The organism is Streptomyces sp. NPDC048295, from assembly GCF_040652135.1.
GTDB lineage: Bacteria > Actinomycetota > Actinomycetes > Streptomycetales > Streptomycetaceae > Streptomyces.
This window is the reverse complement of sequence record NZ_JBEZLL010000006.1, coordinates 353,062-379,394: the sequence shown is the minus strand read 5'-3', so window position 1 is coordinate 379,394 and position 26,333 is coordinate 353,062. Positions and strand designations below refer to the sequence as shown.

Genomic DNA, 26,333 nt, shown 5'->3' with positions numbered 1-26,333 from the left:
TCCGCAGTTCGACGGCGCACCGCGAGATCCTTGAAGACAAGGCAGCACGAGGCTCGACGAAAGAGGACGCAACGATGACGACGGTTCCCCAGCCGACCGACGGGACCCGCTGGCGCTGCACGCTCTGCGGCAATCTCACGCGCTTCGACGTGACGCGCTCCTCGAAGGTCGTCGAGTATGTCCATCTCGACCTGGCCGGTGAGTCCAGCGTCGAGGAACGTGAGGTGGTCAGTGAGACCATCGAGTCGGTGCGTTGCCGTTGGTGCAACGCGGTGGACCAGATCGAACTGGTGGACAGGCCGGGTGCCGACTCCTGACGGGAGCCGCGCCCACAGACATTTGGGGTGACGGATGGTGGAGCAGCCCGAGAGCGGCGCCGAGTCGGCCGAGGCGGCCGGCGACGCCGTCGAGGCGCTCGACCGCCCCCTGCCCGAAGGTGTGCGGCGCCGGGTCGTCGCGCTGGTCTCGGACGCGTTCGGCGGTCTGACCGTCACCGAACTCCCCGCCCAGCTGAGGCAGTACGCCCGCTTCACCCCGAGCCGGCGGGCCAAGTTCGCCGGGAACGCGATGGCGGCAGCCCTGGAGGGCGACGCGCTGTTCCGGCAGCGCATCGGCGAGCGGCTCAAGGAGGGGCAGCCGGAGCTGGCCGCCGCCCTGGAGGCCGGTGCTCCGCCCGCCGCCGCCGACCCCGTCGACGTGGCCGCGGCGGCCTATGTGCTGCGCCCGGCGGGCTGGGTGAAGCTGGTCGCCGCCGCGGGCGAGGAGGCCCAGCGCGCCGACGCCGAGCGCATCGACGAGGAGAGCCGCCGCGAGCTGGACCGGCTGCGCGAGGAGCTCGCCCGGGCCCGCTCGCAGACGAAGAGCGAGACGGAGCGGCTGCGTGGCGAGCTGGAGGCGGCCCGCAAAGAGGCCGAATCCCTTCAGCGCAAGCTGCGCAGCGCCGTCAACGAGGTCAGGCGCGGCGAGGCCGCGCTGCGCCGCAGCCGCGCCGAGACCGACACCGTACGGTCCGAGGCGGCCGCCCAGGTCTCCGCGGCCGAGAGCGAGAGCCGTCGGCTCAAGGCGCGGCTGGGGGAGGCCGAGGCGTCCGTGGAGGCGGGCCGCCGGGCCGCCAGGGAGGGCCGCTCGGTCGAGGACATGCGGCTGCGGCTGCTGCTGGACACGGTGCTCGACGCGGCGAGCGGGCTCCGTCGCGAACTGGCCCTGCCGCCCTCCTCGCTCCGCCCCGCCGACGGTGTGGACGCGGTCGAACCGGGCCGCATGTCGCCCAAGGACATTGCCGCCAGGGCCCTTTCGGAGACCGATCCCGCCCTGCTCGACCAGCTGCTCGCGCTGCCGCAGGCGCATCTGATCGTCGACGGCTACAACGTCACCAAGACCGGCTATCCGCAGCTGCCGCTGGAGAAGCAGCGGTTGAGGCTGCTGGGCGGGCTCTCGATGCTCGCGGCACAGACCGGCGCCGAGATGACCTGCGTCTTCGACGGGGCCGAGCTGGCGGCCCCGGTGCTGCTCGCGCCGCCGCGCGGGGTCCGGGTGCTGTTCAGCAAGCCCGGGGTGACCGCCGACGAGCTCATCCGCCAGCTGGCGCGCGCCGAACCTCCGGGCAGGCCCGTCGTGGTGGTCTCCACCGACCGCGAAGTCGCCGACGGGGTGGCGAAGGCGGGCGCCAGGCCCGTTGCGTCCGTCTTGCTCCTGAAGCGCCTTTCGCGCGTCTAGTGGCACTTGCCGGATCTCGGCGGAAATCGGGGAACGGACCGTCAGGTCGCAGCTACACCCCGTGCGTCGTGGGTAAAGAAGTGCAGCCCGTGACGAGATTTTTCGGGTGAGGATTTGAACTGATCACAAGTTGGTCACTAGGGTCAGGCCTCGAACCTTCGCACGGTTGATCACCCATCCGGGGTGACGGTGAAGGCACCGCCGAGTCCGTGGCATGCACGGAGCCGGGGATCCGAATCCCCCACAGCCCGGTAGGCGGCTCGAGGAAGAAGGAGCTCGCCTCCGTGGCGTCCCACCGTCGTCCCAAGCAGCCGAGCCGCGCCCGTGTGACCGTGCTCACCGCGACCGCCGCCGCGGCCGTGGCCCTGACCTCCCAGGCGGCCCACGCCGACCCGAAGCCCTCCAAGGGCGAGGTCAAGGCGAAGGTCGAGAAGCTCAACCACGAGGCCGGCGCGGCCAATGAGCAGTACTACGGCGCCAAGGAGAAGCAGCAGAAGCTGGAGAAGGAAGTCAGCGCGCTGCAGGACAAGGTGGCCCGGGGCCAGCAGGAGATCAACACGCTCCGCAACGGCCTCGGTTCGCTCGCCGCCGCGCAGTACCGCTCCGGTGGCATCGACCCGTCGGTGCAGCTCTTCCTCTCGTCCAACCCGGACACCTTCCTCGACGAGGCCTCGGCCCTCGACCAGTTGACGGCCAAGCAGACCGAGACCCTGGGGAAGATCCAGGAGAAGCAGCGGGTCCTCGCGCAGGAGCGCAAGGAGGCCCAGGACAAGCTCGGTGACCTCGCGGACGTACGCAAGACGCTCGGCGCGAAGAAGCAGAAGCTCCAGAGCAAGCTGGCCGAGGCGCAGCGCCTGCTCAACACGATGACCCAGGCCGAGCGCACGAAGATGCGCGAGGACGAACAGCGCGCCAGCCGCGCCGCCAGCGACCGGGTCGATCTCGGCAATGAGGTCCCCGCGTCCGCCTGGGGTGCCGCGGCCCTGAGGGCCGCCGCCACCCAGGAGGGCAAGCCGTACGGCCGCGGCGGCACGGGCCCCGGGTCCTTCGACTGCTCCGGGCTGACCCAGTGGGCCTACGCGCAGGCCAACGTCCAGATCTCCCGGGTCACGTACACCCAGGTCAACGACGGTGTCCACATCGGGCGCAGCGCGCTGAAGCCGGGCGACCTGGTCTTCTTCAACAACACCGAGCACGTGGGCCTCTACGCGGGCAACAACACCGTCCTGCACGCCCCGTACCCGGGCACGGTGGTCCGCTACGAGTCGATGAACACCATCGGCAGCTTCCAGTTCGGCGTGCGCGTCGGCTGACGACGCCCGAACGGGCGAATTCCCGCGCCCGCCCGGACAGTCCGCCCCGCCGGAGACCACAGGTCACCGGCGGGGCGTCGCCGTTTCCGCCGCCCTCCCTCCGGCGCGGCCGTTCGCCGCTGCGTGATCGCCCGACTACTGTCTGCCTGCCGTGCAGCTCCCGGTCGTCGGTCCGCCCGCCCCGGGCGGCAGGGGCTGCGCGCGTCTGCGTACAGCGGAAGGGAGTGCGGCGTCCTGTGGTGTCCCATCGCCGTTCCACACAGTCCGGCCTCAACCTGAGCGTCCGGGCCACCGTTCTGTCGGCCGCGGCGGCGACCGCCGCCGCCACCCTCGGGGCGGCCACCGCGAACGCCGACCCGCAGGACGCCCCCCGGACGGCCAAGGCCCGCATCGACCTGCTGTACACCCAGGCCGAGCGGGCCACCGAGCAGTACAACGAGGCCGGTGAGAACGCCGACCGGCTGCGCGGCGAGGTCGGCCGCGCCCAGGACCGGGCGGCCCGTGGCCAGGAACAGGTCAACCGGATGCGGACGGCGCTGGGTTCGGCGGCGAGCGCGCAGTACCGCTCCGGCGGCATCGACCCCTCGCTCGCCCTGCTGCTCTCCTCCGACCCGGACAGCTATCTCGACCGGGCCGCCGTGCTGGAGCGGCTGACCGAGCTTCAGGCCACCGAGCTGCGGCAGCTCCAGCAGGTCCAGCGCGGGCTCGCGCAGACCCGCGCGGAGGCGGAGCGCGCGCTGGCCGAGCTGGAGCGCAACCGGGCGGCCGCCACCCGGCACAAACGGACCGTCGAGCGCAAGCTCACCGAGGCCAGGAAGCTGCTGGCCACACTGCCCGGCGCCGACCGGGCACGGTTCGAGCGGGCCTCGCGTTCCGGCCGCGACGGCGCGTTCCCGGCGATCGCCGATCTGCCGGCCGGCTCCGCACGCGCGGCGGTGGCCGTCGCGGCGGTCCGGCAGGCGCTGGGCCGCCCGTACATCTGGGGGGCCAACGGTCCGGCCGGATTCGACTGTTCCGGGCTGATGCAGTGGGCATACGCCCAGGCCGGGGTCAGCCTGCCGCGGACCTCGCAGGCCCAGCGCTACGCGGGACACATGGTGCCGCTCTCCGAGGCCCGCCCCGGAGACCTGGTCGTCTACCGCGCGGACGCCGGGCACGTGGCGATGTACGTCGGCAACGGCCAGGTGATCCACGCCCCGTACCCCGGGGCCCCGGTGCGCTACGACCCCGTCGGCATGATGCCCGTCTCGTCGGTCACCCGCGTGTGACCGTACCCTCGATCGGGTGAGCGGCAGACGGGGACGGAACGGAGGGCGGCGAGCGGCGGGGGTGCTGCTCGCCGGGCTGCTGCTCGTCTCCGGCTGCGCGGCCCCCGGCCATGACGCCGCCCCCGGGGCCACCGCCCGTGGCATCCGCGCCACGCTGGACCGCCGGGCCGCCGCCGTGCTCGACCACGACACGGACGCCTTCCTGGCCACGACGGACCCCGGGGCCACCGGGCTGCGCACGGCCGGGCGCCGGGAGCTTGCCAACCTCGCGGACGTACCGCTCGGCTCATGGACCTACCGGCTGCAGGACGTGACCGGGCAGGGGACCGACCGGGCCACCGCCGAGGTCGAGCTGCGCTACCGGATCAAGGACTACGACGCCGCCCCGGTCACCGCGGACCGGGTGTTCGACCTGAGACGGGACCGGACGGACGGCCGCTGGTACGTCGTCGGGGAACGGGCCGGCGGGGACGGCGCCCGCCAGCTCTGGCAGCAGGGCGACGTACAGGTGGTGCGCGGGGCGCACAGCCTCGTGCTCGGCGTGGGCCGCACCGGTCAGGAGCTGCGCGCCATCGCCCGGACCGCGGACCGCGCGGTGCCCGCCGTCTCCCGCGCCTGGCCGGAGCGCTGGGCGGGCCGCGTGGTGGTGCTCGTGCCGCGCACGGTGGACGACCTGGCGGGGCTGCTGGGGTCGTCGGCCGACTACCGGGGCATCGCCGCCGTCACCACGGGGCAGACCGGCGGCGCGGGCCGGACCCCCGCCGACCGTGTGATCGTCAACCCGCAGGCGTACGGCACGCTCGGTGCCTTCGGGCAGCGGGTCGTCCTCACCCACGAGACCACCCATGTCGCCACCCGCGCCCACACCTCCGCCGCGACCCCGGCCTGGCTCTCCGAGGGCTTCGCGGACTGGGCGGCCTACCGCTCCGAGGACCGCACCCCGGCACGGATCGCGCCCGAACTCGCCGACGCCGTCCGGCGCGGCGACCTGCCCGCCCGGCTCCCCACGGACGAGGACTTCGGCTTCGCGGGCGACCCCGCGCGCCTGGCGAGGGCGTACGAGGGCGGCTGGGCGGCCTGCGACCTGATCGCCGACCACTGGGGCGAGAAGAAGCTGTTCGCCTTCTACCGGGCCGTCGGAGGGCACGGGAGACGGGACGGAGCGGTGGAGCAGGCCATGCACGAGGTGCTCGGCACGACCCCGCAGGACTTCACCGCGCTCTGGCGGGAGCATCTGCGCTCCGAGCTCGGCTAGGGCCTCTCGCCCGGATCATGCCGGGCTGGAGGGGCCGGCACGCTCGGTCGCCAGGGCTCCTTCCCCGGGCTCTCGGCTCCGCTCGGGCGGGGAGACCCCATCGGCTCCCTCCTCCGTCCTGCGATCGCACGCACCGGACCCCGCTCCCCGATCCGGCTCGATCCGGACGAAAGACCCTGGAGGCACGGCTCAGGAGCCGACGGGCTCCGCCGTGCGGCCGGGACCCGGCCGCACGGCGGCCCCGCGGTTCTCGCGCGCCGCCCCGGGGACCGTACGCCGCCACAGCCGGCGGCAGGCGATCAGCGTCGCCGCGACCAGCAGGCCGTTGCGCAGGACCATCAGCGTCACGCCGGTCGCGTCGCTGGTCACCACGTGCGTGAACCCGAGCGGGAACTCCCACTGGGTGACGCCCGTCGCCAGCAGCACCAGACAGGACGGCAGCACCATCCGGCTGTCGCGGAACACCAGGCAGACCGCCGCGAGACCGACCAGCCACAGCATGTACTGGGGGCTGATCACCCGGCTCGTCGTCGTGAACAGCAGCACCGCCACGAACGCCGCGTCCGCCGGGGTGCCCGCGCCGAAGTCACGGGCCCGCAGCCGCCACATCAGCAGCCAGCCGAACGCGAGCACGGACAGACCCAGGGCGAGCGTGCTCACCAGCGGCACGTACGGCCCCAGGAACTCCATCGAGCCGTAGTGGTACTCCACCCGGCCCGGCCAGCCGAACTGCCGCGCCACATGGAAGACCAGCGCGCCCAGCGACTCGACCTCGGTGCCCCGGTCGCGCTGGGCGCCGAGGAAGGCCAGCGCCCCCGGCATCGCCACGGCGCACCCCACCAGCAGCCCGGCCGCCGTCACCGCCGCGGCCGTCCACGCCAGCCTTGTGTGCCGGCCGCGCGCCGTACCGGCCAGGACCAGCGCCGGCCACACCTTCAGCAGCGCACCGACGGCGGCCAGCACCCCCATCACCCGCGGATGCCGCAGCCCCGCCAGGAGCGCCGCCACCGCCACCGCCGTGACCATCACGTCGTAACGGGCGTACGCGGTCGTGCCGAGCAGCGGCACCCCCGCCACCCACACCCAGGTGCCCGCCACCGACCGGCCGCCGCCCCGGCCCGCGTACAGCAGCAGCGCCAGCACCAGCCCGTCGCACACGAATGCGAGGACGAAGAAGGCCGAGGCGTAGTCCAGGAACGGCAGCAGCGCGGGGGAGAGGACGGCCAGCGCGGCCAGCGGCGGGTACTGCCAGGTGACGTCGGACTCCGGATACGTACCGGTCTTCAGGACCTCGGACCAGCCGTGATAGATCACCGAGACATCGCTGGTCACGTCCGGTCCGGGCAGGGTGATCACCTTGGTGACGAAGAGCAGCAGCGCGACCCTGGTCAGGGCCCACACCGCCGCGGCGGCGAGCCGTGCGCCGGTCGATCCCGTCATGAACGCCTCATCCGTGTCCGTATTTCGCCGGTCGTTTCCCGGTGGGTACGAGGAGCCATGATGCCCGCCCGGCCGGTGCGCGGGCCATCGGGGCCGGACCGCCCGGTACTGTCGGCCGGGATGGACAAGACCCTGATCGTGACCAACGACTTCCCGCCCCGCCCCGGCGGCATCCAGGCGTTCCTGCACAACATGGCGCTGCGCCTGGACCCCGGACGGATCGTCGTCTACGCCTCCACCTGGAAGCGGACCGCCGAAGGCCTCGCGGCCACCGCCGCCTTCGATGCCGAGCAGCCGTTCACCGTGGTGCGCGACCCGACGACGATGCTGCTGCCGACCCCGCGGGTCACCCGGCGCGCGGTCCGGCTGCTGCGCGAACACGGCTGTACCTCCGTCTGGTTCGGCGCCGCGGCCCCGCTCGGGCTGATGGCGCCGGCGCTGCGCAGGGCGGGCGCCCGCCGCCTGGTCGCCACCACCCACGGGCACGAGGCGGGCTGGGCCCAGCTCCCCGCGGCCCGGCAGCTGCTGCGACGGATCGGCGAGGGCACGGACACGATCACCTATCTGGGGGAGTACACCCGCTCCCGGATCGCCCCCGCGCTCAGCCCCGGGGCCGCGGCGCGCATGGCTCAACTGCCGCCCGGTGTCGACGAGAAGGCCTTCCACCCGGGATCGGGCGGGGACCGGGTCAGGGCCGGGCTCGGCCTCGCGGACCGGCCCGTCGTCGTCTGTGTGTCACGGCTGGTGCCGCGCAAGGGCCAGGACACGCTGATCCTCGCGATGCCCGCGATCCTGGCGCAGGTGCCGGACGCGGTGCTGCTGATCGTCGGCGGCGGACCGTACGCCGGGGAGCTGAAGCGGCTGGCCGCCCGGACCGGGGTCGAGGAGTCCGTACGGTTCACCGGACCGGTGCCGTGGGAGGAGCTGCCCGCCCACTACGGCGCGGGCGACGTCTTCGCCATGCCGTGCCGGACCCGTCGCGGCGGCCTGGACGTGGAGGGCCTCGGCATCGTCTTCCTGGAGGCCTCCGCGACCGGTCTCCCGGTGGTGGCGGGCGACTCGGGCGGCGCGCCCGACGCGGTGCTCGACGGCGAGACCGGATGGGTGGTGCGCGGCGGCAGCGTGGAGGAGACGGCCGACCGGATCGTCACCCTGCTCCACGACCCGGAGCTGCGGCAGCGGATGGGGGAGCGGGGCCGGGCCTGGGTCGAGGAGAAGTGGCGCTGGGACCTGCTCGCCGAACGGCTCCGGGCGCTGCTCTGAGCCACGTACGCGAGAGGGCCCGCACACACCGTGCGGGCCCTCTCGCGTACGGATACCGGGTCGGTCCCGGTGGACCGGCCGCCGGTCAGCCCCGGTAGATCGACTCGATCTCGTCGGCGAAGTCCTTCGCCACCACATTGCGCTTCAGCTTCAGCGACGGCGTGATGTGGCCCGCCTCCTCGGTGAACTGCGCGTCCAGGATGCGGAACTTGCGCACCGACTCCGCCTTGGAGACGGCCGCGTTCCCGTCGTCCACCGCCCGCTGCACCTCGGCCAGCAGCTCCGGGTCCTCGCGCAGCGACCGGGCCGTCGAGCCGGACGGCTTGCCGTGCTCCTCGGCCCAGCGGCCCAGGAACTCATCGTCCAGGGTGACCAGCGCGCCCACGAACGGCCGCCCGTCGCCGACCACCATGCACTCGGCGACCAGGGCATGGCCCCGGATCCGGTCCTCGATCACCGCCGGGGCGACGTTCTTGCCGCCCGCCGTGACGATGATCTCCTTCTTGCGGCCGGTGATCGCGAGGTAGCCGTCCTCGTCGAGCGTGCCGATGTCACCGGTGTGGAACCAGCCGTCGGCCAGCGCGTCGGCCGTGGCCGCCTCGTTGTTCCAGTAGCCGGTGAACAGGTGCTCGCCGTGCAGCAGCACCTCGCCGTCGTCCGCGATCCGCACCACCGAACCGGGCAGCGGCTGGCCGACCGTACCGATCTTCTGCCGGTCCCACGGGTTGAAGGCGGTGGCCGCGCAGGTCTCGGTCAGGCCGTAGCCCTCCAGGACCGTGAAACCGATCCCGCGGTAGAAGTGGCCGAGCCGCTCGCCCAGCGGCGCGCCGCCGGAGATCGCGTACTCACCACGCCCGCCGAGCACCGCGCGCAGCTTGCCGTAGACCAGCCGGTCGAAGATCCTGTGCTTCAGCCTCAGGCCCAGGGGCGGGCCCTGGGGGGTGCTCAGCGCGCGGCTGTACGCGATCGCGGTGTTCGCGGCCTTGTCGAAGATCCGGCCCTTGCCGTCGGCCTGCGCCCTGGCGCGCGCCGCGTTGTAGACCTTCTCGAAGACCCGCGGCACACCGAGGATCAACGTCGGCCGGAACGAGGCCAGTTCATCGGTGAGGTGCTTGATGTCCGGTACGCAGCCGAGCTTGATCGGAGCCATCACCGAGGCCACCTCGACCAGCCGTCCGAAGACGTGCGCGGCGGGCAGGAAGAGCAGCACGGAGCACTCGCCGGTACGGAAGAGCGGCTTCAGCCGCTCCACCACGTTGCCGCACTCGGCGAAGAAGCTGCGGTGCGTGAGCACACAGCCCTTGGGGCGGCCGGTGGTGCCCGAGGTGTAGACGATGGTGGCCGGGTCGTCCGCCTTGGCGCTCGCCATCCGCAGGTCCAGCGTCTCGTCCGAGACGTCCTCCCCGAGCGCCGTCAGCCGGCGGATCGCGTCGTCCTCCAGCTGCCAGATGCCCTTCAGGGCCGGCAGGCCGGCCTGGACGGAGACCACGGAGGCCCGGTGCGCCTCGGACTCCACGAGACAGAGCGCGGCGCCGGAGTCGCCGAGGATCCACTGGATCTGCTCGGGCGAGCTGGTCTCGTACACCGGGACGGTGACCGCGCCCGCGCTCCAGATCGCGAAGTCGAGCAGCACCCACTCGTAGCGGGTGCGCGAGAGCAGGGCCACCCGGTCGCCGGCCTCGACACCCGCGGCGATCAGACCCTTGGCGACGCCTCTGACCTCGGCCAGGAACTGCGTGGCGTCGACATCCGTCCACCTGCCCCCCACGTTGCGGCTCATCACCGCGACATCGGGATGCTGAGCGGCATTGCGGCGGATGAGATCCGTCAGGTTGCCGTCCGAGGGGACCTCGTACAGGGCCGGAAGGCTGAACTCGCGCAAGACTGCTGCTCCTCATCGGGCTCCGGTGCCACGGCTCTGTGTGACGCACCGGCTGCGGTCCAAGACTGGCAAGTGCTCAGTGGGGTGAGCACGACGGGACTGCCCGGACGTTACCCACCAGTACTCGGTTCCCGATAGGGGGTTCCGGCCAGATGTCTTATGCGTCACACACAACCGTGATCCTTGGGCGCACAGTAGTCCACCCGCGTGACCGGACGGCGATATTCGCAGGTCCGGCGGCCTCTACTCAGGTGGCCGGACAGCCCCTAGGGTGATCGTCATGCGAGCCGGACCGGACAGCACCCGACAGCGCACGCGCATCCACGTGGTCAGTGACGTGCACGGCAACACCGAGGCGCTGGCCCGCGCCGGGGACGGCGCCGACGCGCTGGTCTGCCTCGGTGACCTGGTGCTCTTCCTCGACTACGCCGACCACTCGCGGGGCATCTTCCCCGACCTCTTCGGCGTGGAGAACGCCGACCGGATCGTCGCGCTGCGCACCGAGCGGCGCTTCGAGGAGGCCCGCGAGTTCGGCCGCGGCCTGTGGAAGGGCATGGACCGCAACGCCGCGATCGTCTCGGCGGTGCGCAAGCAGTACGCCGCACTCTTCGCGGCCTTCCCCACACCTACGTACGCCACCTACGGCAACGTCGACATCCCCAACCTGTGGCCCGAGTACGCACACCCCGGCACCACCGTCCTGGACGGCCAGCGGGCCGAGATCGGCGGCCGGGTCTTCGGCTTCGTCGGCGGCGGCCTGAAGACCCCGATGAGGACCCCGTACGAGATCGGCGACGAGGAGTACGCGGCGAAGATCGAGGCGATCGGCCCGGTCGACGTGCTCTGCACCCACATCCCGCCCGAGGTGCCCGAGCTGACGTACGACACCGTGGCGCGCCGCTTCGAGCGCGGCAGCCGGGCCCTGCTGGACGCCATCCGCCGGACCCGCCCCCGGTACGCCCTGTTCGGCCACGTCCACCAGCCGCTGGTCCGACGGATGAGGATCGGCGCCACCGAGTGCGTGAACGTCGGTCACTTCGCGTCCACCGGCAGGCCCTGGGCCCTGGAATGGTGACCGCACCGCACCGGCACCGGACCCTGGGACGAGGTGGCGCGCGCACGCGATAGCCTTCTGACGGCAGGCCTCTGCCGACGCACCGGTACACCGCACTGGAGGAGCCACGGCGATGGCTGAACACACCAGCTCGAGCATCACGATCGAGGCGGCGCCGGCCGACGTCATGGGAGTGATCGCCGACTTCGCCCGCTACCCGGAGTGGACCGGCGAGGTCAAGGAGGCCGAGGTCCTCTCCACCGACGACCACGGCCGCGCCGAGAAGGTCCGCCTCGTCCTCGACGCCGGAGCGATCAAGGACGACCACACGCTCGCCTACACCTGGATCGGCGACTACGAGGTCAGCTGGACCCTCGTCAAGTCCCAGATGCTGCGCGCCATCGACGGCTCCTACGCACTGGCCCCGCTCGGCGACGGCGACCGCACCGAGGTCACCTACCGGCTGACCGTCGACGTCAAGATCCCGATGCTCGGCATGATCAAGCGCAAGGCGGAGAAGGTCATCATCGACCGGGCCCTGGCCGGCCTGAAGAAGCGCGTCGAGTCCGTCCCGAAGGCCTGACCCGGTGCGTACGGTCCTCGTCACCGGCCCCGGCGGCGCCGGCCGTACCACCGTCGCCGCGGCGACCGCGCTGGCCGCCGCCCGCCGCGGCCGCCGCACCCTGCTGCTGACGGCCGACGGCATACCCGGCTTCCCCGACGGCACCGAACCCACCGAGGTCACCGACGGGCTGTGGTCCGCCCGCATCGACTCCGGCGAGCACTTCCGCGAGGAACTCCTCGCCCTCCAGGACCAGGCCTCCGCCGTACTCGACCTGCTCGGCGGCAACCGGCTGGACGGCGAGGAACTGACCGAACTCCCCGGCAGCACCGAGCTCGCCCTCCTGCACACCCTGCGCCGCGCCGCCGAGGGCGACTGGTCGCGCCGTGGCCACGAACTCCTCGTCGTCGACCTGCCACCGCTGCGCGAGGCGCTCGCCCTGCTCGCCCTCCCCGAGCAGCTGCGCCGCTATCTGCGCAGGCTGCTTCCCCCCGAACGCCAGGCGGCCCGCGCCCTGCGCCCGATGCTCGCCCAGCTCGCCGGTGTACCCATGCCCGCCCAGTGGCTGTACGAGGCGGCCGCCCGCAGGGACGCCGAGCTGGCCGCCGTCCAGGCCCTGATCGAGGACCGCGGCACCACGCTCCGGCTGGTCGCGGAGCCCGGCCCCGCCGCCGAGGAGGCCCTGCGCACCGCCCGCACCGGCCTCGCCCTGCACGGACTGCGGGTCGACACCCTCGCGGTCAACCGGGTGCTGCCCAGGCACTCGGCCGACCCCTGGTTCGCGGAGCTCGCCGCACAGCAGGAGAAGACGGTCGACCGCTGGTACGAGGAATGGGTCCCCGAGGCCGCGCTGTGCGAGGTGCCCCACCTGGGCCGCGACCCGAGGGGCCTCGACGACCTCGCCCGCCTCGACACCACGGCCGCCTGCACCGTCTTCGAGGCGGCGGGCACCGGCGGCGGCCTCTTCGAGGGCGGCGGACTGGCCTCCGAACCGGACGGGCGGAGCCCCGGCCGGGCCGACGACCCCTGGTGGATCGAGAGCCCCGGTGCCCCGGACGGCCTCGGCGGACTGCTTCCCGGCGCCCGGATCGTGACCGTCCCGCCGTCCGGCGACGGCGAACCGGTCCTCGTCTGGTGCCTGCCGCTGCCCGGCGCCGCCAAGAAGGACCTCCAGCTGGTCCGGCGCGGCGACGAACTGCTGCTCACCGTTGGCCCGTTCCACCGGATCGTCCCGCTGGAGTCGGGGCTGCGCCGCTGCACCGTCTCCGGCGCGGCCCTCACCGACGGGGTCCTGCGGGTCCGGTTCACCCCGGACCCCGGGCTGTGGCCGAGGACGGACTGAACGTCGCCCCGCGGTTCGGGTAACGTCGGTAGTACGTGTTGCCCCGTATGCCGGGCCGCCGGCACACCACGTCGCAGGAGTCCGCCATGAGCGATGCCACCGATCGTCCCGTCGACGACGACGCGTGGGCGAAGGCCTGCGCCGAGGACCTCGAAGCGGAGAAGGCCCGCCGCCGCGACCAGTACGGCCCGCCGCCCGGCTCCGCCGCCGAGGAACTGCGCAAGCTGGTCGACGCCGTGGCCGACAAGGTCTCGTCCCTCCAGTCGCCGCTGTTCGGCGCGGCGGCCCAGGGCACCGTGCAGCAGATCATCAAGCAGGCGAAGTCCGCGGTCGAGCCCGTCATCGAGCGCAATCCGGACGTCTTCGACCACATCGCCGCGGCCGGCAGCGAGCTCCTCGCCGCCTACCGCTCCGCCGTCGAGGGCCAGGAACGCCGCTGGACCCAGGGCGCCGGGGACTCCGCAGGCACTGAGAAGAAGGCCGACGACCCCTCCGACCCCCGTGACGAGGGCCCCGCCGCGGGCGAGCACATCGACCTGGACTGACCGGCACCGAAAAGGCCGGGCCCCCGGCTCGGGTACGGTTGGCCCCAGCGGGGCTCGACCGGAACTGAGGGATTCATGGGACTCACCATCGGCGTCGACATCGGCGGCACCAAGATCGCGGCTGGAGTGGTCGACGAAGAGGGCCGCATCCTCTCGACGCACAAGGTGCCGACCCCGCCGACGGCTGAAGGCATCGTGGACGCGATCGCGGCGGCGGTGTCCGGCGCGAGCGAGGGCCACCAGATCGATGCGGTCGGCATCGGCGCGGCCGGATACGTCGACGACAAGCGCGCCACCGTCCTGTTCGCGCCGAACATCAACTGGCGGCACGAGCCGCTGAAGGACAAGGTCGAACAGCGCGTCGGCCTTCCCGTGGTCGTCGAGAACGACGCCAACGCCGCGGCCTGGGGCGAATACCGCTTCGGCGCCGGACAGGGCCACGACGACGTCATCTGCATCACGCTCGGCACCGGCCTCGGCGGCGGCATCATCATCGGCAACAAGCTGCGCCGCGGACGCTTCGGCGTGGCCGCCGAGTTCGGCCACATCCGGGTCGTCCCGGACGGTCTGCTCTGCGGCTGCGGCAGCCAGGGCTGCTGGGAGCAGTACGCGTCCGGACGCGCGCTCGTCCGGTACGCCAAGCAGCGCGCCAACGCCACCCCCGAGAACGCCACGATCCTGCTGTCGCTCGGCGACGGCACGGTCGACGGCATCGAGGGCAAGCACATCAGCCGGGCCGCCCGGCAGGGCGACCCGGTCGCGGTCGACTCGTTCCGTGAGCTGGCCCGCTGGGCCGGCGCCGGACTCGCCGACCTCGCCTCGCTCTTCGACCCGTCCGCGTTCATCGTCGGCGGCGGCGTTTCGGACGAGGGCGAGCTGGTGCTCGACCCGATCCGCAAGTCGTTCCGGCGCTGGCTGATCGGCGGCGAATGGCGTCCGCACGCCCAGGTGCTCGCGGCCCAACTGGGTGGCGAGGCCGGACTGGTGGGCGCGGCCGACCTGGCCCGCCAGGGCTGAGCCGAACGGGACCGGACCGAACCGGACGCCCGTCGCGCCCCTGTGGGAGCGGCGGGCGTCCGTCGTATCGTGAGCCGCATGGTCCTGACGCCACTGCCCGACTCCCGTACCGAGCCGGATGGTTCGGCCGTCATCCGCGTGCTCAGCTACAACGTCCGGTCGATGCGCGACGACCGCGAGGCACTGGCCCGGGTCATCAGCGCCTGCGCCCCCGACCTGGTCTTCATCCAGGAGGCCCCGCGCTTCTTCCGCTGGCGCAAGCGGGCCGCCTGGCTCGCGGCCCGTACCGACCTGGTCCTCCTCAGTGGCGGCGCCACCGCGGCCGGGCCGCTGCTGCTCTGCTCGCTGCGGGCCACCGTGGAGCGGACACAGGACGTGCTGCTGCCGCTCACCCCCGGACTGCACCGCAGGGGCTTCGCGACGTCGGTGGTACGGATCGCGGGCACCCGGATCGGTCTGCTGAGCTTCCATCTGAGCCTGCGGCGCGACGAACGCCTGGCCCAGACGGAGCTGTTGCTGGAACGGCTGGACGCGCTGGGCGTCGAGCACGCCATCGCGGCCGGTGACCTCAACGACGTACCGGCCGGAGCCGCGTTCCGGCGGCTGGCCGGGCGGCTCCAGGACTGCTGGGCGGTCCGGCCCTGGGGCGAGGAGAACACCTATGCGCCGGACGACCCGCGACGGCGCATCGACGCGGTCTTCGCGACGGAAGGCATCGAGGTGCTCGGCTGCGGTGTCCCCGCCGGGCTGCCCGGTGTCACCGACGCGGACCTGCGGGCGGCCACCGACCATCTGCCGGTGCTGGCGGCGCTGCGGGTGCCCGCGATCAGGCCCTGAGCGGGCGGTGTTCGCCCGCCCGCCGCAGCGCCCCGCCTCAGACCACCGCCCCGCGCCCGGGGTCGTCGCCGTCCTCGTCGTCGTCGTTCATCCGCGCCACCAGGGTGACGAAACCGCCCAGGAAGCCGCCGATGCAGATCGTCGTGAGCCACCAGGTCATGTCCCAGCGCAGCAGCACCGCGAGCAGCATCAGCACCGGACCGCCGACGACCGCGAGCCAGGCGAACTTCGCAGTGACATCGGCCTCCGGCAGCGGCGGCGGCTCCGGGGGGACGAAATGCCCCTCGTCGCTGTCGTCGAGATCGTCGTCCTTCGGCTCCGCGACGTCGTAGTCGCGCGGACCCCCGACGCCGGGCGCGAAAACGACCGAGCCGCCGAGCGGCTTCTCCGGCGGTTTCACGGACTTCTTCCCCAGCCCCTTGTCGGGGTCCAGGACGCCGGGCCGGTCGTCCTCCAGCAGCGCGAGATCCTCGACCGACCGGAACGGCTTGGTGCCCGGCGGGTCCGGCGGCTCCTCGCCGTACCCCGCGACGATCGCCTGCCACGCCGCGTCCTCGTCGACCGACGGCTCGGTCCGGCTGCCGTCGGCGCCCGGCGCCGCCTCCGGTGCAGCGGCGTCCTGCGGGCCCGTGCCGTCGTCGGGCACGGCCGCTCCCTCCGCGGGAAGGGGCTCGCGCTCCTCCTCGCTGCCCGCGCGCTCCGCGTCGTGCTCAGCCACCTGACGTGCTCCCCTTCTTTCCGACGCTCGGGGCGAGGCGGCCGATGAACTGGTAGCTCTCGTCGAAGATCCGCTCCGCATCGTGGTCCAACGTCGCCACGTGGTAGCTCTGTTCCAGCAGGATCTCCTCGACGTCCGTCGACGACACCCGGCCGAGGATGCGGGCCGAGTCGGCGGGCGGCACCACATGGTCCTGCGGGCTGTGCAGCAGCACGATCGGCTGGGTGACCTGGGGAAGCTCGGCGTCGACCAGGCGGAAGAAATTCCGCAGCGAATGCGCCGCGTGCAGCGGCACCCGGTCGTACCCCACCTCCTCGGAGCCCGGCAGGGCGATGTCGCTCGCCAGGCCCTTCGTCGTCCGCACCAGATGACGGGCTACCGGCAGCGCGTACGCCGACAGGCCGTGCACCTTGTTCGCCGGGTTGACCAGCACCAGGCCACTGATCGCGTCCCCGTGCTTCGCCGCCAGCCGCAGCGTCAGCGCGCCGCCCATGGACAGCCCGAAGACGAAGACCTGGCTGCACCGCTCCAGCAGGGCGCGCAGCTCCCGGTCCACCTCCGCGTACCAGTCCTGCCAGCCGGTGAGCTGCATGTCCTCCCAGCGGGTGCCGTGCCCCGGCAGCAGGGGCAGCGAGACGGTGAGCCCGCGCTCCGCCAGGTAGTGCGCCCAGGGGCGCAGCGACTGCGGGGAACCGGTGAATCCGTGACAGAGAAGGACACCGACCTCTCCGCCCTCGTGGCGGAACGGCTCGGCTCCAGGAAGGACCGGCACCGGGGTCTCCTGTTCGTGAGGCTCGAAGGGGAGCGAAAGGGGGAGTGCAGAAGGATTACTTCACCGTACGCGACCGGGCTGACACCGACCAGGGTCGTCACCGCCTCCGGCCGCCGCATCGGCTCCGTGCCGGGCGGGAGGCGGGCGCCCCACGGGTTAAGGTCTGTCGGACAGCACACAGGAGGCACCCGAGTTGATCTACGGCGCAATGAAGTTCTCCATCGGCGGCTCACTGAAGCTCGCCTTCCGGCCATGGGTGGAGGGCCTGGAGAACATTCCCGCGCAGGGGCCGGCGATCCTCGCGAGCAACCATCTGTCGTTCTCCGACTCCTTCTTCCTGCCGGCGGTCCTGGACCGCAAGGTCACCTTCATCGCCAAGTCCGAGTACTTCACCGCACCCGGTGTGAAGGGCAAGCTGACCGCGGCCTTCTTCAAGGGCGTCGGCCAGCTTCCGGTGGACCGCTCGGGCGCCCGCGGCGCCGGCGAGGCGGCCATCAAGGCGGGCATCGAGGTCATCGAGAGCGGCGGCCTCTTCGGCATCTACCCGGAGGGCACCCGCTCGCCCGACGGCCGTCTCTACCGCGGCAAGCCCGGCGGGCTGGCCAGGGTGGCGCTGGCCACCGGGGCGCCCGTCATCCCCGTCGCGATGATCGACACGGAGAAGATCCAGCCGCCCGGCCAGGTCGTGCCCAAGCTGATGCGCCCAGGGATCAGGATCGGCAAGCCGCTCGACTTCAGCCGCTACCACGGCATGGACGGGGACCGCTTCATCCTCCGCTCGCTCACCGACGAGGTGATGTACGAGATCATGAAGCTCTCCGGTCAGGAGTACGTCGACATCTACGCGACGGCGGCCAAGCGGCAGATCGCGGACGAGGCGAAACGCCGCGCCGAGGCGGAGAAGCACAAGGGCGACGAGCCCGGAACGCAAGGCTGAAGGAACGGTACGGCGTGTGAGCGCGCCGTACCGTCCGGGGGGTGGGGGAGAAGTGACCAGGCGCGAGCGCGTCGTACGGATGTCGGTCGAGCAGCCGCTGTGGAGTGCGCTGACCGCGTACCGCATCCTGACGATGCTGTACGCGGTCCTGCTCTCCGTCTTCGGCCGGGAGAAGTACGACCGGCCGTGGGTGGCCGTCGCCTTCCTGGCGGTGATGGTGGTCTGGACGCTCGCCACCCTTCCGAAGGTCGCGGGCGCCGCCGCCTGCACCAAACGTTTCCTCGGCGCCGATCTGACCATCGCCCTGGCCGGGATACTCCTCACCCCGCTCGCCGACTTCGAGGCCCAGCAGGTCGACGGCCCGACGCTGCCGTCGATCTGGACCGCGGGTTCCGTGCTGGCCTTCGCGATCAAGGGCGGCTGGCGCTGGGCGGCCTTCGCCTCCACCTTCGTCGCCGTCGCCAACATCATCGAGCGCGGCGATCCCAGCCGGGACACGTTCCACAACGTGCTGCTGGTCTGGGTCGCCTCCATCGCGATCGGGTACGTCGTCGAGGTCGCCAGGGCCAGTGAGCGCACCCTGGCCCGCGCCCTGGAGATCGAGGCCGCCACCCGCGAGCGGGAACGGCTGGCCAGGGACATCCACGACAGCGTGCTCCAGGTCCTCGCGATGGTGCAGCGGCGCGGCACCGCGCTCGGCGGGGAGGCGGCCGAACTGGGCCGGATGGCCGGCGAACAGGAGGTCGCCCTGCGCACCCTGGTCTCCAGCGGTCTCGTACCCGCCACCCGGGTCTCCGAGGACGCCGCCCAGGGCGCCGTGGTCCGCAGCATGGAGGTCGACGACGAACCGTCCGGCGCCGCCGACTGCGATCTGCGCTCCCTGCTCGCCCCGCACGCCGGCTCCCGGGTCAGCTTCGCGGAGCCGGGCGCTCCGGTGCTGCTGGCCGCGGCGGCCGCGACGGAGCTGGCGGCCGCTGTCAGTGCCGCCCTGGACAATGTCAGGGTCCACGCGGGGGAGAATGCCCAGGCATGGATCCTCGTCGAGGACTGGCCGGACGAGGTGATCGTGACGGTCCGGGACGACGGCCCCGGGATCCCGGAGGGACGGCTCGCCCAGGCCGAGGGCGAGGGGCGGATGGGGGTGGCCCTGTCGATCCGGGGGAGGCTGCGTGACCTGGGCGGTACGGCGGAGTTGGTCTCGGTTCCCGGCCAGGGCACCGAGGTCGAGTTGAAGGTTCCGAAGGTTTCACGGGGGAAGGCAGGACCAGCGAGATGAGTACGGAGAACACCCGGGCCGCCGATGAGCGGACCATCAGGGTGATGGTGGTGGACGACCACCCGATGTGGCGCGACGCCGTCGCCCGTGACCTTTCCGAGTCGGGCTTCGAGGTGGTGGCGACCGCCGGTGACGGACCGCAGGCGGTCCGCAGGGCGAAGGCCGTCACCCCCGACGTCCTCGTGCTCGACCTCAATCTGCCCGGCATGCCCGGGGTCCAGGTCTGCAAGGAGCTCGTCGGCTCCCACCCGGGGCTGCGGGTGCTGGTGCTCTCCGCGAGCGGCGAGCACGCCGACGTACTGGAGGCGGTCAAGTCCGGGGCCACCGGCTATCTGCTCAAGTCGGCCAGTACCCAGGAGCTGACCGATGCCGTGCGCTCCACCGCCGTCGGCGACCCGGTCTTCACACCGGGCCTGGCGGGACTGGTCCTCGGCGAGTACCGCAGGCTCGCCTCCGACCCCACCCCCGTCGCCTCCGACGAACCCAAGGCCCCGCAGCTCACCGAGCGCGAGACCGAGGTGCTGCGGCTGGTCGCCAAGGGGCTCTCCTACAAGCAGATCGCCGAACGGCTGGTCATCTCGCACCGCACCGTGCAGAACCACGTGCAGAACACCCTGGGCAAACTCCAGCTGCACAACCGCGTGGAACTCGTGCGGTACGCGATCGAGCGCGGCCTCGACGACGCCTGAGCGCCCCGGAGCGGACCGCCGGCCACCCCGTTCGGCCGAGCGGCGGGGCAGCGGCATGGGCCGTATATTCGCGATGACCGGCCCATGCCCCTGATCCGCTGATCCGTGCGACGAACGGGAGAAGTCGTGGAAATCCTGGCATTCGGTGTGCAGTCCGACGAGAAGCCGCTGATCGAGAAGGCATTCGCCGGGCAGCACGAGGTCCGTTGCCTGGACGTCTTCCTGAACAGGGACACCGCCCCCATCGCGGCGGGCTACGAGATCATCTCCACCAGCGTCAACGCCGACCTGGGCGGCAGGGTCCTGCAGACCCTGGCGGCGGGCGGCACACAGATGATCGCCCAGCGCTCCACCGGCTTCAACAACATCGACCTCGACGTCGCCGAGCGCCTCGCCCTCCGGGTCGCCCGGGTCTCCTCCTACTCGCCCTACTCGGTCGCCGAATTCGCCTGGACCCTCGCGATGGCCGTCAACCGCCGGATCATCCGGGCCGCGAGCCGCACCCGCGACTTCGACTTCCGGCTCGACGGACTGCTCGGCCGGGACATGCGCGGCCGCACGGCGGGCGTGATCGGCACCGGCAGGATCGGCGAGGCCTTCACCCGTATCGCCCATGGTTTCGGCATGGAGCTGCTCGGCTGGGACGTCGCCGAGAACCCCGCCTGCGTCGCGCTCGGCATGAAGTACGTGGAGAAGGAACAGCTGCTGGCCGAGTCCGACCTGATCAGCCTGCACGTCCCGCTGCTGCCCTCGACCCACCACATCATCGGCGAGGAAGCCCTGGCCCGGATGAAGGACGACGTCATCCTGGTCAACTCCAGCCGCGGCGGGCTCATCGACACCACCGCGCTCGTCACCCAGCTGCGCGCGGGCCGCTTCCTGGGCGTCGGGCTCGACGTGTACGAGGCGGAGGCCGGGCTCTTCTTCCTCGACAAGTCGCTGGAGGGCATCGACGACGACACCCTGGCCCGCCTCGTCACCTTCCCGAACGTCATCGTGACCTCGCACCAGGCGTACTACACCGAGGACGCGGTGGGACAGATCATCGACACCACCGTGCGGAACGTCGCCGACTACCTGGCCGGCCGGCGCAGCGACAACGTCCTGGTCCCGGCGCCCCCGGCGAGCTGAGACCCCGGACCGCCCCGGGGTCCCGTCCTCCCCTTCAGCCGGCCACCGGCAGCCCCGCCAGCAGCTGGGCCACGATTCCCGCGCCGCGCAGCGTCAGCACCGACTCCGGGTGGAACTGCACCGAGGCGAAGCCCGGCCCGCGCAGCGCGTGCAGCTCACCGGTGGCCGCGTCCACGCTCGTCTCGACACCGTGTGCCGCGAGCTCGGTGACCACCGCCTCGTCGCAGCGCGCGGTGAAGCTGTTGTAGAACCCCACCGTCTCCGGCCGCCCGAACAGCTCGATCCGGGTCTGCGCGCCCTGGTGGGGCACGGTCTTGCGGACGATCTCCAGCCCCAGCTCCGCCGCGATCAGCTCATGGCCGAGGCAGACCCCGAGCAGGCCGTAGCGGTGATCACGGACCAGCTCCGCGGCCAGCCCGCGCATCAGCCGCATCTTCGGATCGGCGGTGTCGCCCGGATTCCCCGGCCCGGGACCCAGCACGACGGGACCCTCGTGCGCCCGCACCAGCTCGCGCAGCCCCGGCTCGTCGTAACGGCGCACCGACACCTCCAGCCCCGAGGAGCGCAGCAGATGCGCCAGCATCGCGGTGAAGGTGTCCTCCCCGTCGATCACCAGCGCCCGCCCGGACAGCTCGTGGGTGCGCTCCTGCATCCGCAGCCAGAACGGCGCCAGTCCGTCCCGCCGGGCCTCCAGCGCCGCCTGCACCCGGGGGTCGCCCGCCAGCCGCGGCCGGGCCGCCTCGTCCACCGGACGGCCCGGGCGCACCCCGAGCGCCGCGAGCACGCCGGCCGCCTTCGCATGGGTCTCGGCGACCTCGCCGTCCGGATCGGAGTGACGTACGAGCGTCGCCCCGACCGCCACCCGCAGCTCGCCGTCGGCCGAGATGTCGGCGGTACGGATCAGGATCGGCGAGTCCAGGGTCTGCGCCCCGCCCGGTTCCTGCCGCAGCAGCGCCAGGGCCCCCGCGTAGTAGCCGCGCCCGCCGGGCTCGTACCGCTCGATGACCCGGCAGGCGTTCTGCACCGGGGAGCCGGTGACCGTCGCCGCGAACATGGTCTCCTTCAGCACCTCCCGCACGTCCAACGAGGAGCGCCCGCGCAGCTCGTACTCCGTGTGGGCGAGATGGGCCATCTCCTTGAGCCGCGGCCCGATCACCACCCCGCCCATGTCGCCGACGGTGCACATCATCTTCAGTTCCTCGTCGACCACCATGGAGAGCTCCTCGGTCTCCTTGCGGTCGGCGAGGAAGGCCAGCAGGCTCTCCGCGGTCGGGCCCTCGGCGGGGTAGCGGTACGTCCCGCTGATCGGGTTCATCACGACCGTCCCGCCCGACATCCGCACATGCACCTCGGGACTGGCGCCGACCAGCGTCCTGGCCCCGGTGTGCACGACGAAGGTCCAGTACGCGCCGCGCTCACCGGCCAGCAGCCGCCGGAAGAGGGCCAGCGCGTCGGCCCGGCCGAAGCCGGGGATCTGCCCCCGGAAGGTCCGCCGGACGACGAAGTTCGCGCCCTCGCCCTGTCCGATCTCGTCCTCGACGACCCGCCGGACGATCCCGGCGTACTCCTCGTCCCCGACGTCGAACGCGCCGTCCTCGACCCCCACGTCCCGGACCGGCAGGTGGTCCAGCACCTCCGCGAGCGGCAGCTCGTACGTCTCGTCCGCGACCAGCACGGACAGCGGCGTCCCGTCGTCGCGCACATCGAAACCGCGCTCGGCGATCTGCCGGAACGGCACCAGGGCGAGCGAGGGCAGCTCACCGACGGGGAGACCGGCGAGCCGGTCCGCCTCCCGCACCCGGCCGATCAGCACCTCGACGGTGTCCTGGTCACGGCCGGGGGTGAGCCTGCGCAGCAGCGCGAACGGCGGGCAGTCGTCGCTCAGGAGCCGCCGGACGACGGCGGCGGTGCGGTGGGACATGGAGGTGTTCCTTCCGGATGGAGGAACGGCTCCCGAAAACGCGGAGAAGGCCGCCCCTCGGGCGGCCTTCGCGTGGTCTGTCGCGCGCGATTGTCAGTGGGCCGCCGGATGAGCGGTCCACCACCAGTTCTGGTTTGTCTGCGCGAACATGTCCAGAACCCTAGCGGACGCCGCTGCCGTCCGAGCGCGCGTCTCAACTATTGAGCTTGCGGATGGACCCACCGCCGGACCCCGTAATGTTGGCGTTGTGACCGTGAACGCCAATACCTCCGTCGCCGGTGGCAACACCTGGCGAGACCTTCCCGCGGCGCAGCAGCCCGAGTACCCCGATGCCGAGGCTCTGCGCGATGTACTCGCGGACCTCGCGTCGTATCCGCCCCTCGTGTTCGCGGGCGAGTGCGACCAGCTGCGCGCCCGCATGGGAGCCGTCGCCAAGGGCGAGGCGTTCCTGCTGCAGGGCGGTGACTGCGCCGAGGCCTTCGACGCCGTGTCGGCCGACCACATCCGGGCCAAGCTGAAGACGCTGCTCCAGATGAGTGCCGTCCTGACGTACGCGGCCTCCGTGCCCGTCGTCAAGGTGGGCCGGATCGCCGGTCAGTACTCCAAGCCCCGCTCCAAGCCGACCGAGACCCGCGACGGCGTCACCCTGCCGACCTACCGCGGCGACTCCGTCAACGGCTTCGCCTTCACCGAGAAGGAGCGCGTCCCGGACCCGGAGCGGCTGAAGCAGATGTACCATGCATCCGCTTCCACGCTGAACCTGGTCCGTGCCTTCACCACCGGCGGATACGCCGACCTGCGCCAGGTGCACGCCTGGAACCAGGACTTCGTGAAGTCGTCCCCGTCCGGCCAGCGCTACGAGGCGCTCGCCCGCGAGATCGACAACGCGCTGAACTTCATGAAGGCGTGCGGTACGGACCCGGCCGAGTTCAAGGCGGTCGAGTTCTACGCCTCGCACGAGGGCCTGCTGCTGGACTACGAGTCGGCGCTGACCCGCACCGACTCGCGCACCGGCGAGCTGTACGACACCTCCGGCCACATGGTCTGGATCGGTGAGCGCACCCGCCAGATGGACGGCGCGCACATCGAGTTCGCCTCGAAGATCCGCAACCCCATCGGCATCAAGCTCGGCCCGACGACCACGGTCGACGAGGCGCTCGGCTACATCGAACGCCTCGACCCCGAGCGCGAGCCCGGCCGGCTGACCTTCATCGTCCGCATGGGCGCCGACAAGGTCCGCGACAAGCTCCCGGCCCTGGTCGAGAAGGTCACCGCCTCCGGCGCCACCGTGGCGTGGGTGACCGACCCGATGCACGGCAACACCTTCGAGGCCGCCTCCGGCCACAAGACCCGTCGCTTCGACGACGTCCTGGACGAGGTCAAGGGCTTCTTCGAGGTGCACAAGGCCCTCGGTACGCACCCGGGCGGCATCCACGTCGAGCTCACCGGTGACGATGTCACCGAGTGCGTCGGCGGCGGACACGAGATCTTCGTGGACGATCTGCACCAGCGCTACGAGACGGCCTGCGACCCGCGGCTCAACCGCAGCCAGTCGCTCGACCTGGCGTTCCTGGTCGCCGAGATGTACCGGGACCAGTAGGCGATCACCGCAGGTGGCACGCGTACGACTGTGGGGCGCGGATCGATGTGATCCGTGCCCCACAGGGCGTTCGGGGGCTTTTCACGCCTTCCGCGCCGGGTAAGGTTAGGTTAGCCTCACCGGTAGACGGGGGGCAGCCAACGACCGATCCCGCCGGGAGGTGAACCGCGTGTACGTCTGTTCTTGCTTCGGCATCACGGAGAAGCAGGTCAAGGAGCATGCGGACGCCGGGGCCTGCACGCCCAGGCAGATAGCCTCCGCCTGCAAGGCGGGCACCGACTGCGGCGGCTGCGTCCGGGCCATCCAGGCCGTGCTCGGCCGCGGCACCTGTCCGCGCCGCGAACTGCTCGACCGCAAGCGCGCGCCCGGCACCGCCGCCGACACCACTGCGGAGGCCGCGCCCGGGATCGCTCCTGGCATCGCCCCGGGCATCGCTCCCGGCATCGCCCCGGGCGTGGCTCCGGGAATCCCGCTCCCCGACGCGGCCTGACCACTCCCGCCGGCCTGATCCGGACGGAAGACCCTAGCTGTCCGGTTGCTCGATCTGCTGGGCGATGTAGAGCGGCTCGCCGAGCTTCTCGACCAGTTCCAGCTGGGTGTCGAGATAGTCGATGTGGTGCTCCTCGTCCGCCAGGATCGACTCGAAGATGTTCGCGGACGTGATGTCGCCCTTGCCGCGCATCAGCTCGATCCCGCGCTTGAGGCGGTCGATCGCCTCCACCTCGACCTGGCGGTCAGCCTGGAACATCTCCGTGACGGTCTGGCCCACCCGCACATGGAACAGCCGCTGGTAGTTGGGGAGTCCGTCGAGGAAGAGGATGCGGTCCGTGAGGATCTCGGCGTGCTTCATCTCGTCGAACGACTCGGAGCGCGTGTACTTCGCGAGCTTCGTCCAGCCGAAGTTGTCCTGCATCTTCGCGTGCAGGAAGTACTGATTGATGGCAGTCAGTTCTGCGGTCAGCTGCTCGTTCAGGAACTCAAGGACCTCGGGGTCGCCCTGCATCGCAGAGGCTCCTTCCAACCGGTGGACCGGACAAGTTGGCCGCATCTTGTCATCGCACCCGATGGTCGTCCAGTAAGTACAGGCTTACTGTGAGTTGTCCTGATTCGCCCCTGGCCTGGTCGGGACCACCCCTGCCTGTCTGTCACCATGGAGTCATGGGTCAGCCGGAAAGCCGGGAACACCGCGCGTCAGAGCAGTCCGAGCTTCCGCCGGGACAGAGGCTCCAGCGTGGTTGGCCGGTTACCCACTACGGGCCCGTGCCCAAGTTCAAGCCGGACCGCTGGGAGTTCCGGGTCTTCGGGGCCACCGCGGACGGTGAGAAGCACTGCTGGAACCATCAGGAGTTCTCGGTGCTGCCGTTCGCCTCGGTCGTCGCCGACCTGCACTGCGTCACGAAATTCAGCATGATCGGTGCCGAATGGGGCGGGGTCCTGGCCCGTACGGTCCTGGAGCTGGCGCCGCCCGCGCCGAACGTCACCCATGTGATGGTCTGGGCCGAGTACGGCTTCAGCTCCAATCTGCGGCTCTCCGACTTCGCCTCGGACCGAACACTTTTCGCCACTCATAAGGGCGGCGAACTGCTCACCGCCGAGCACGGTTTCCCGCTCCGTCTCGTCGTGCCGCACCTCTATGCCTGGAAGGGCCCCAAATGGGTCCGGGGTGTCGAGTACATGACGGCGGACCGCCGTGGCTTCTGGGAGGAGCGCGGCTACCACAACATCGGTGACCCGTGGAGCGAGCAGCGCTACTCGTACCAGGAAGAGCCCGGGGACGGCCCCGAGCTCTGACCTG

General features: G+C 71.8%; 26 protein-coding genes. 19 read left to right on the top strand and 7 right to left on the bottom strand.

Going from position 1 to position 26,333, the window contains the following annotated elements; all coding sequences use genetic code 11:
* The first annotated feature begins 74 nt into the window (after window positions 1-74).
* The 5 genes from AB0D53_RS12200 (at window position 75) to AB0D53_RS12180 (ending at window position 5,552) form a co-directional block, all read left to right on the top strand.
* Entirely contained in the window at window positions 75-317 is a 243-nt protein-coding gene (locus tag AB0D53_RS12200; protein ID WP_014156692.1) for a hypothetical protein, read from the top strand.
* 37 nt (window positions 318-354) lie between these two features.
* Complete coding sequence (locus AB0D53_RS12195) at window positions 355-1,716, top strand: NYN domain-containing protein (RefSeq protein ID WP_362443943.1); 1,362 nt, start codon at window positions 355-357, stop codon at window positions 1,714-1,716.
* Window positions 1,717-2,000: 284 nt separating this feature from the next.
* Window positions 2,001-3,029 (top strand): NlpC/P60 family protein, encoded by a 1,029-nt coding sequence (locus AB0D53_RS12190; RefSeq protein WP_362443890.1) that lies wholly within the window; start codon window positions 2,001-2,003, stop codon window positions 3,027-3,029.
* Between the two features lie 236 nt (window positions 3,030-3,265).
* A complete protein-coding gene (locus AB0D53_RS12185) occupies window positions 3,266-4,297 on the top strand; it encodes an NlpC/P60 family protein (protein WP_362443887.1) in 1,032 nt (343 codons plus the stop codon).
* 16 nt (window positions 4,298-4,313) lie between these two features.
* Entirely contained in the window at window positions 4,314-5,552 is a 1,239-nt protein-coding gene (locus AB0D53_RS12180) for a hypothetical protein (RefSeq protein WP_362443884.1), read from the top strand.
* Between the two features lie 189 nt (window positions 5,553-5,741).
* On the opposite strand, the gene AB0D53_RS12175 is transcribed toward AB0D53_RS12180, so the two are convergent.
* Window positions 5,742-6,992 (bottom strand): glycosyltransferase family 87 protein, encoded by a 1,251-nt coding sequence (locus AB0D53_RS12175; protein WP_362443881.1) that lies wholly within the window; start codon window positions 6,990-6,992, stop codon window positions 5,742-5,744.
* Window positions 6,993-7,112: 120 nt separating this feature from the next.
* On the opposite strand from AB0D53_RS12175, the gene AB0D53_RS12170 reads away from it, so the two are divergent.
* The gene (locus AB0D53_RS12170) at window positions 7,113-8,255 is read left to right on the top strand and encodes a glycosyltransferase family 4 protein (protein ID WP_362443878.1); all 1,143 of its coding nucleotides are present in this window, start codon (window positions 7,113-7,115) and stop codon (window positions 8,253-8,255) included.
* Between the two features lie 85 nt (window positions 8,256-8,340).
* On the opposite strand, the gene AB0D53_RS12165 is transcribed toward AB0D53_RS12170, so the two are convergent.
* Window positions 8,341-10,137 carry an AMP-dependent synthetase/ligase gene (locus AB0D53_RS12165; RefSeq protein ID WP_362443875.1) on the bottom strand — a complete coding sequence of 599 codons (1,797 nt, stop codon included), beginning with the start codon at window positions 10,135-10,137 and terminating at the stop codon, window positions 8,341-8,343.
* Between the two features lie 280 nt (window positions 10,138-10,417).
* Here AB0D53_RS12165 and AB0D53_RS12160 point away from each other — a divergent pair, with 280 nt between their 5' ends.
* The 6 genes from AB0D53_RS12160 (at window position 10,418) to AB0D53_RS12135 (ending at window position 15,494) form a co-directional block, all read left to right on the top strand.
* Window positions 10,418-11,212, top strand: coding sequence for a metallophosphoesterase (locus tag AB0D53_RS12160; protein WP_362443872.1), 795 nt, complete (start codon window positions 10,418-10,420; stop codon window positions 11,210-11,212).
* Window positions 11,213-11,324: 112 nt separating this feature from the next.
* Window positions 11,325-11,774: an SRPBCC family protein gene (locus AB0D53_RS12155; RefSeq protein WP_072483258.1), complete on the top strand. Its 450-nt coding sequence runs from the start codon at window positions 11,325-11,327 to the stop codon at window positions 11,772-11,774.
* A 4-nt stretch (window positions 11,775-11,778) separates the two neighbouring features.
* Window positions 11,779-13,095, top strand: coding sequence for an ArsA-related P-loop ATPase (locus AB0D53_RS12150; RefSeq protein WP_362443868.1), 1,317 nt, complete (start codon window positions 11,779-11,781; stop codon window positions 13,093-13,095).
* Between the two features lie 86 nt (window positions 13,096-13,181).
* Window positions 13,182-13,640: a DUF5304 domain-containing protein gene (locus AB0D53_RS12145; protein WP_362443865.1), complete on the top strand. Its 459-nt coding sequence runs from the start codon at window positions 13,182-13,184 to the stop codon at window positions 13,638-13,640.
* Between the two features lie 75 nt (window positions 13,641-13,715).
* Window positions 13,716-14,657 carry an ROK family glucokinase gene (locus tag AB0D53_RS12140; protein WP_329815420.1) on the top strand — a complete coding sequence of 314 codons (942 nt, stop codon included), beginning with the start codon at window positions 13,716-13,718 and terminating at the stop codon, window positions 14,655-14,657.
* Window positions 14,658-14,735: 78 nt separating this feature from the next.
* Complete coding sequence (locus AB0D53_RS12135; protein WP_362443860.1) at window positions 14,736-15,494, top strand: endonuclease/exonuclease/phosphatase family protein; 759 nt, start codon at window positions 14,736-14,738, stop codon at window positions 15,492-15,494.
* A 37-nt stretch (window positions 15,495-15,531) separates the two neighbouring features.
* Here AB0D53_RS12135 and AB0D53_RS12130 read toward each other — a convergent pair whose 3' ends face one another.
* Together AB0D53_RS12130 and AB0D53_RS12125 are read right to left on the bottom strand one after the other, a co-directional pair.
* Window positions 15,532-16,212: a hypothetical protein gene (locus AB0D53_RS12130; RefSeq protein ID WP_362443857.1), complete on the bottom strand. Its 681-nt coding sequence runs from the start codon at window positions 16,210-16,212 to the stop codon at window positions 15,532-15,534.
* A complete protein-coding gene (locus tag AB0D53_RS12125; protein WP_362443854.1) occupies window positions 16,205-16,984 on the bottom strand; it encodes an alpha/beta fold hydrolase in 780 nt (259 codons plus the stop codon). Before AB0D53_RS12125 ends, AB0D53_RS12130 begins: the two co-directional genes overlap by 8 nt.
* A gap of 193 nt (window positions 16,985-17,177) precedes the next feature.
* On the opposite strand from AB0D53_RS12125, the gene AB0D53_RS12120 reads away from it, so the two are divergent.
* From AB0D53_RS12120 to AB0D53_RS12105, 4 genes are all read left to right on the top strand, one after another.
* A complete protein-coding gene (locus tag AB0D53_RS12120; RefSeq protein WP_329815416.1) occupies window positions 17,178-17,921 on the top strand; it encodes a lysophospholipid acyltransferase family protein in 744 nt (247 codons plus the stop codon).
* A gap of 52 nt (window positions 17,922-17,973) precedes the next feature.
* Window positions 17,974-19,197: a DUF5931 domain-containing protein gene (locus AB0D53_RS12115; RefSeq protein WP_362443850.1), complete on the top strand. Its 1,224-nt coding sequence runs from the start codon at window positions 17,974-17,976 to the stop codon at window positions 19,195-19,197.
* On the top strand, window positions 19,194-19,886 hold the full coding sequence (locus AB0D53_RS12110) for a response regulator transcription factor (protein ID WP_362443847.1): 693 nt from the start codon (window positions 19,194-19,196) through the stop codon (window positions 19,884-19,886). The genes AB0D53_RS12115 and AB0D53_RS12110 overlap by 4 nt, the downstream gene beginning before the upstream one ends.
* 126 nt (window positions 19,887-20,012) lie before the next feature.
* Window positions 20,013-21,017, top strand: coding sequence for a 2-hydroxyacid dehydrogenase (locus AB0D53_RS12105; RefSeq protein ID WP_362443844.1), 1,005 nt, complete (start codon window positions 20,013-20,015; stop codon window positions 21,015-21,017).
* Window positions 21,018-21,051: 34 nt separating this feature from the next.
* On the opposite strand, the gene AB0D53_RS12100 is transcribed toward AB0D53_RS12105, so the two are convergent.
* Together AB0D53_RS12100 and AB0D53_RS12095 are read right to left on the bottom strand one after the other, a co-directional pair.
* The gene (locus AB0D53_RS12100) at window positions 21,052-22,938 is read right to left on the bottom strand and encodes an anthranilate synthase family protein (RefSeq protein WP_362443841.1); all 1,887 of its coding nucleotides are present in this window, start codon (window positions 22,936-22,938) and stop codon (window positions 21,052-21,054) included.
* Between the two features lie 93 nt (window positions 22,939-23,031).
* Window positions 23,032-23,088, bottom strand: coding sequence for a trp operon leader peptide (locus AB0D53_RS12095; protein ID WP_107408160.1), 57 nt, complete (start codon window positions 23,086-23,088; stop codon window positions 23,032-23,034).
* Window positions 23,089-23,191: 103 nt separating this feature from the next.
* On the opposite strand from AB0D53_RS12095, the gene AB0D53_RS12090 reads away from it, so the two are divergent.
* The gene (locus tag AB0D53_RS12090; RefSeq protein WP_329815411.1) at window positions 23,192-24,538 is read left to right on the top strand and encodes a class II 3-deoxy-7-phosphoheptulonate synthase; all 1,347 of its coding nucleotides are present in this window, start codon (window positions 23,192-23,194) and stop codon (window positions 24,536-24,538) included.
* Window positions 24,539-24,707: 169 nt separating this feature from the next.
* Window positions 24,708-25,028, top strand: a complete 321-nt coding sequence (locus tag AB0D53_RS12085; protein WP_362443837.1) for a (2Fe-2S)-binding protein — start codon at window positions 24,708-24,710, stop codon at window positions 25,026-25,028.
* Between the two features lie 33 nt (window positions 25,029-25,061).
* On the opposite strand, the gene bfr is transcribed toward AB0D53_RS12085, so the two are convergent.
* Window positions 25,062-25,541 carry a bacterioferritin gene (gene bfr, locus AB0D53_RS12080; RefSeq protein WP_266736773.1) on the bottom strand — a complete coding sequence of 160 codons (480 nt, stop codon included), beginning with the start codon at window positions 25,539-25,541 and terminating at the stop codon, window positions 25,062-25,064.
* Window positions 25,542-25,696: 155 nt separating this feature from the next.
* Here bfr and AB0D53_RS12075 point away from each other — a divergent pair, with 155 nt between their 5' ends.
* Window positions 25,697-26,329: a sulfite oxidase-like oxidoreductase gene (locus AB0D53_RS12075; protein ID WP_329815408.1), complete on the top strand. Its 633-nt coding sequence runs from the start codon at window positions 25,697-25,699 to the stop codon at window positions 26,327-26,329.
* Window positions 26,330-26,333: the final 4 nt, after the last annotated feature.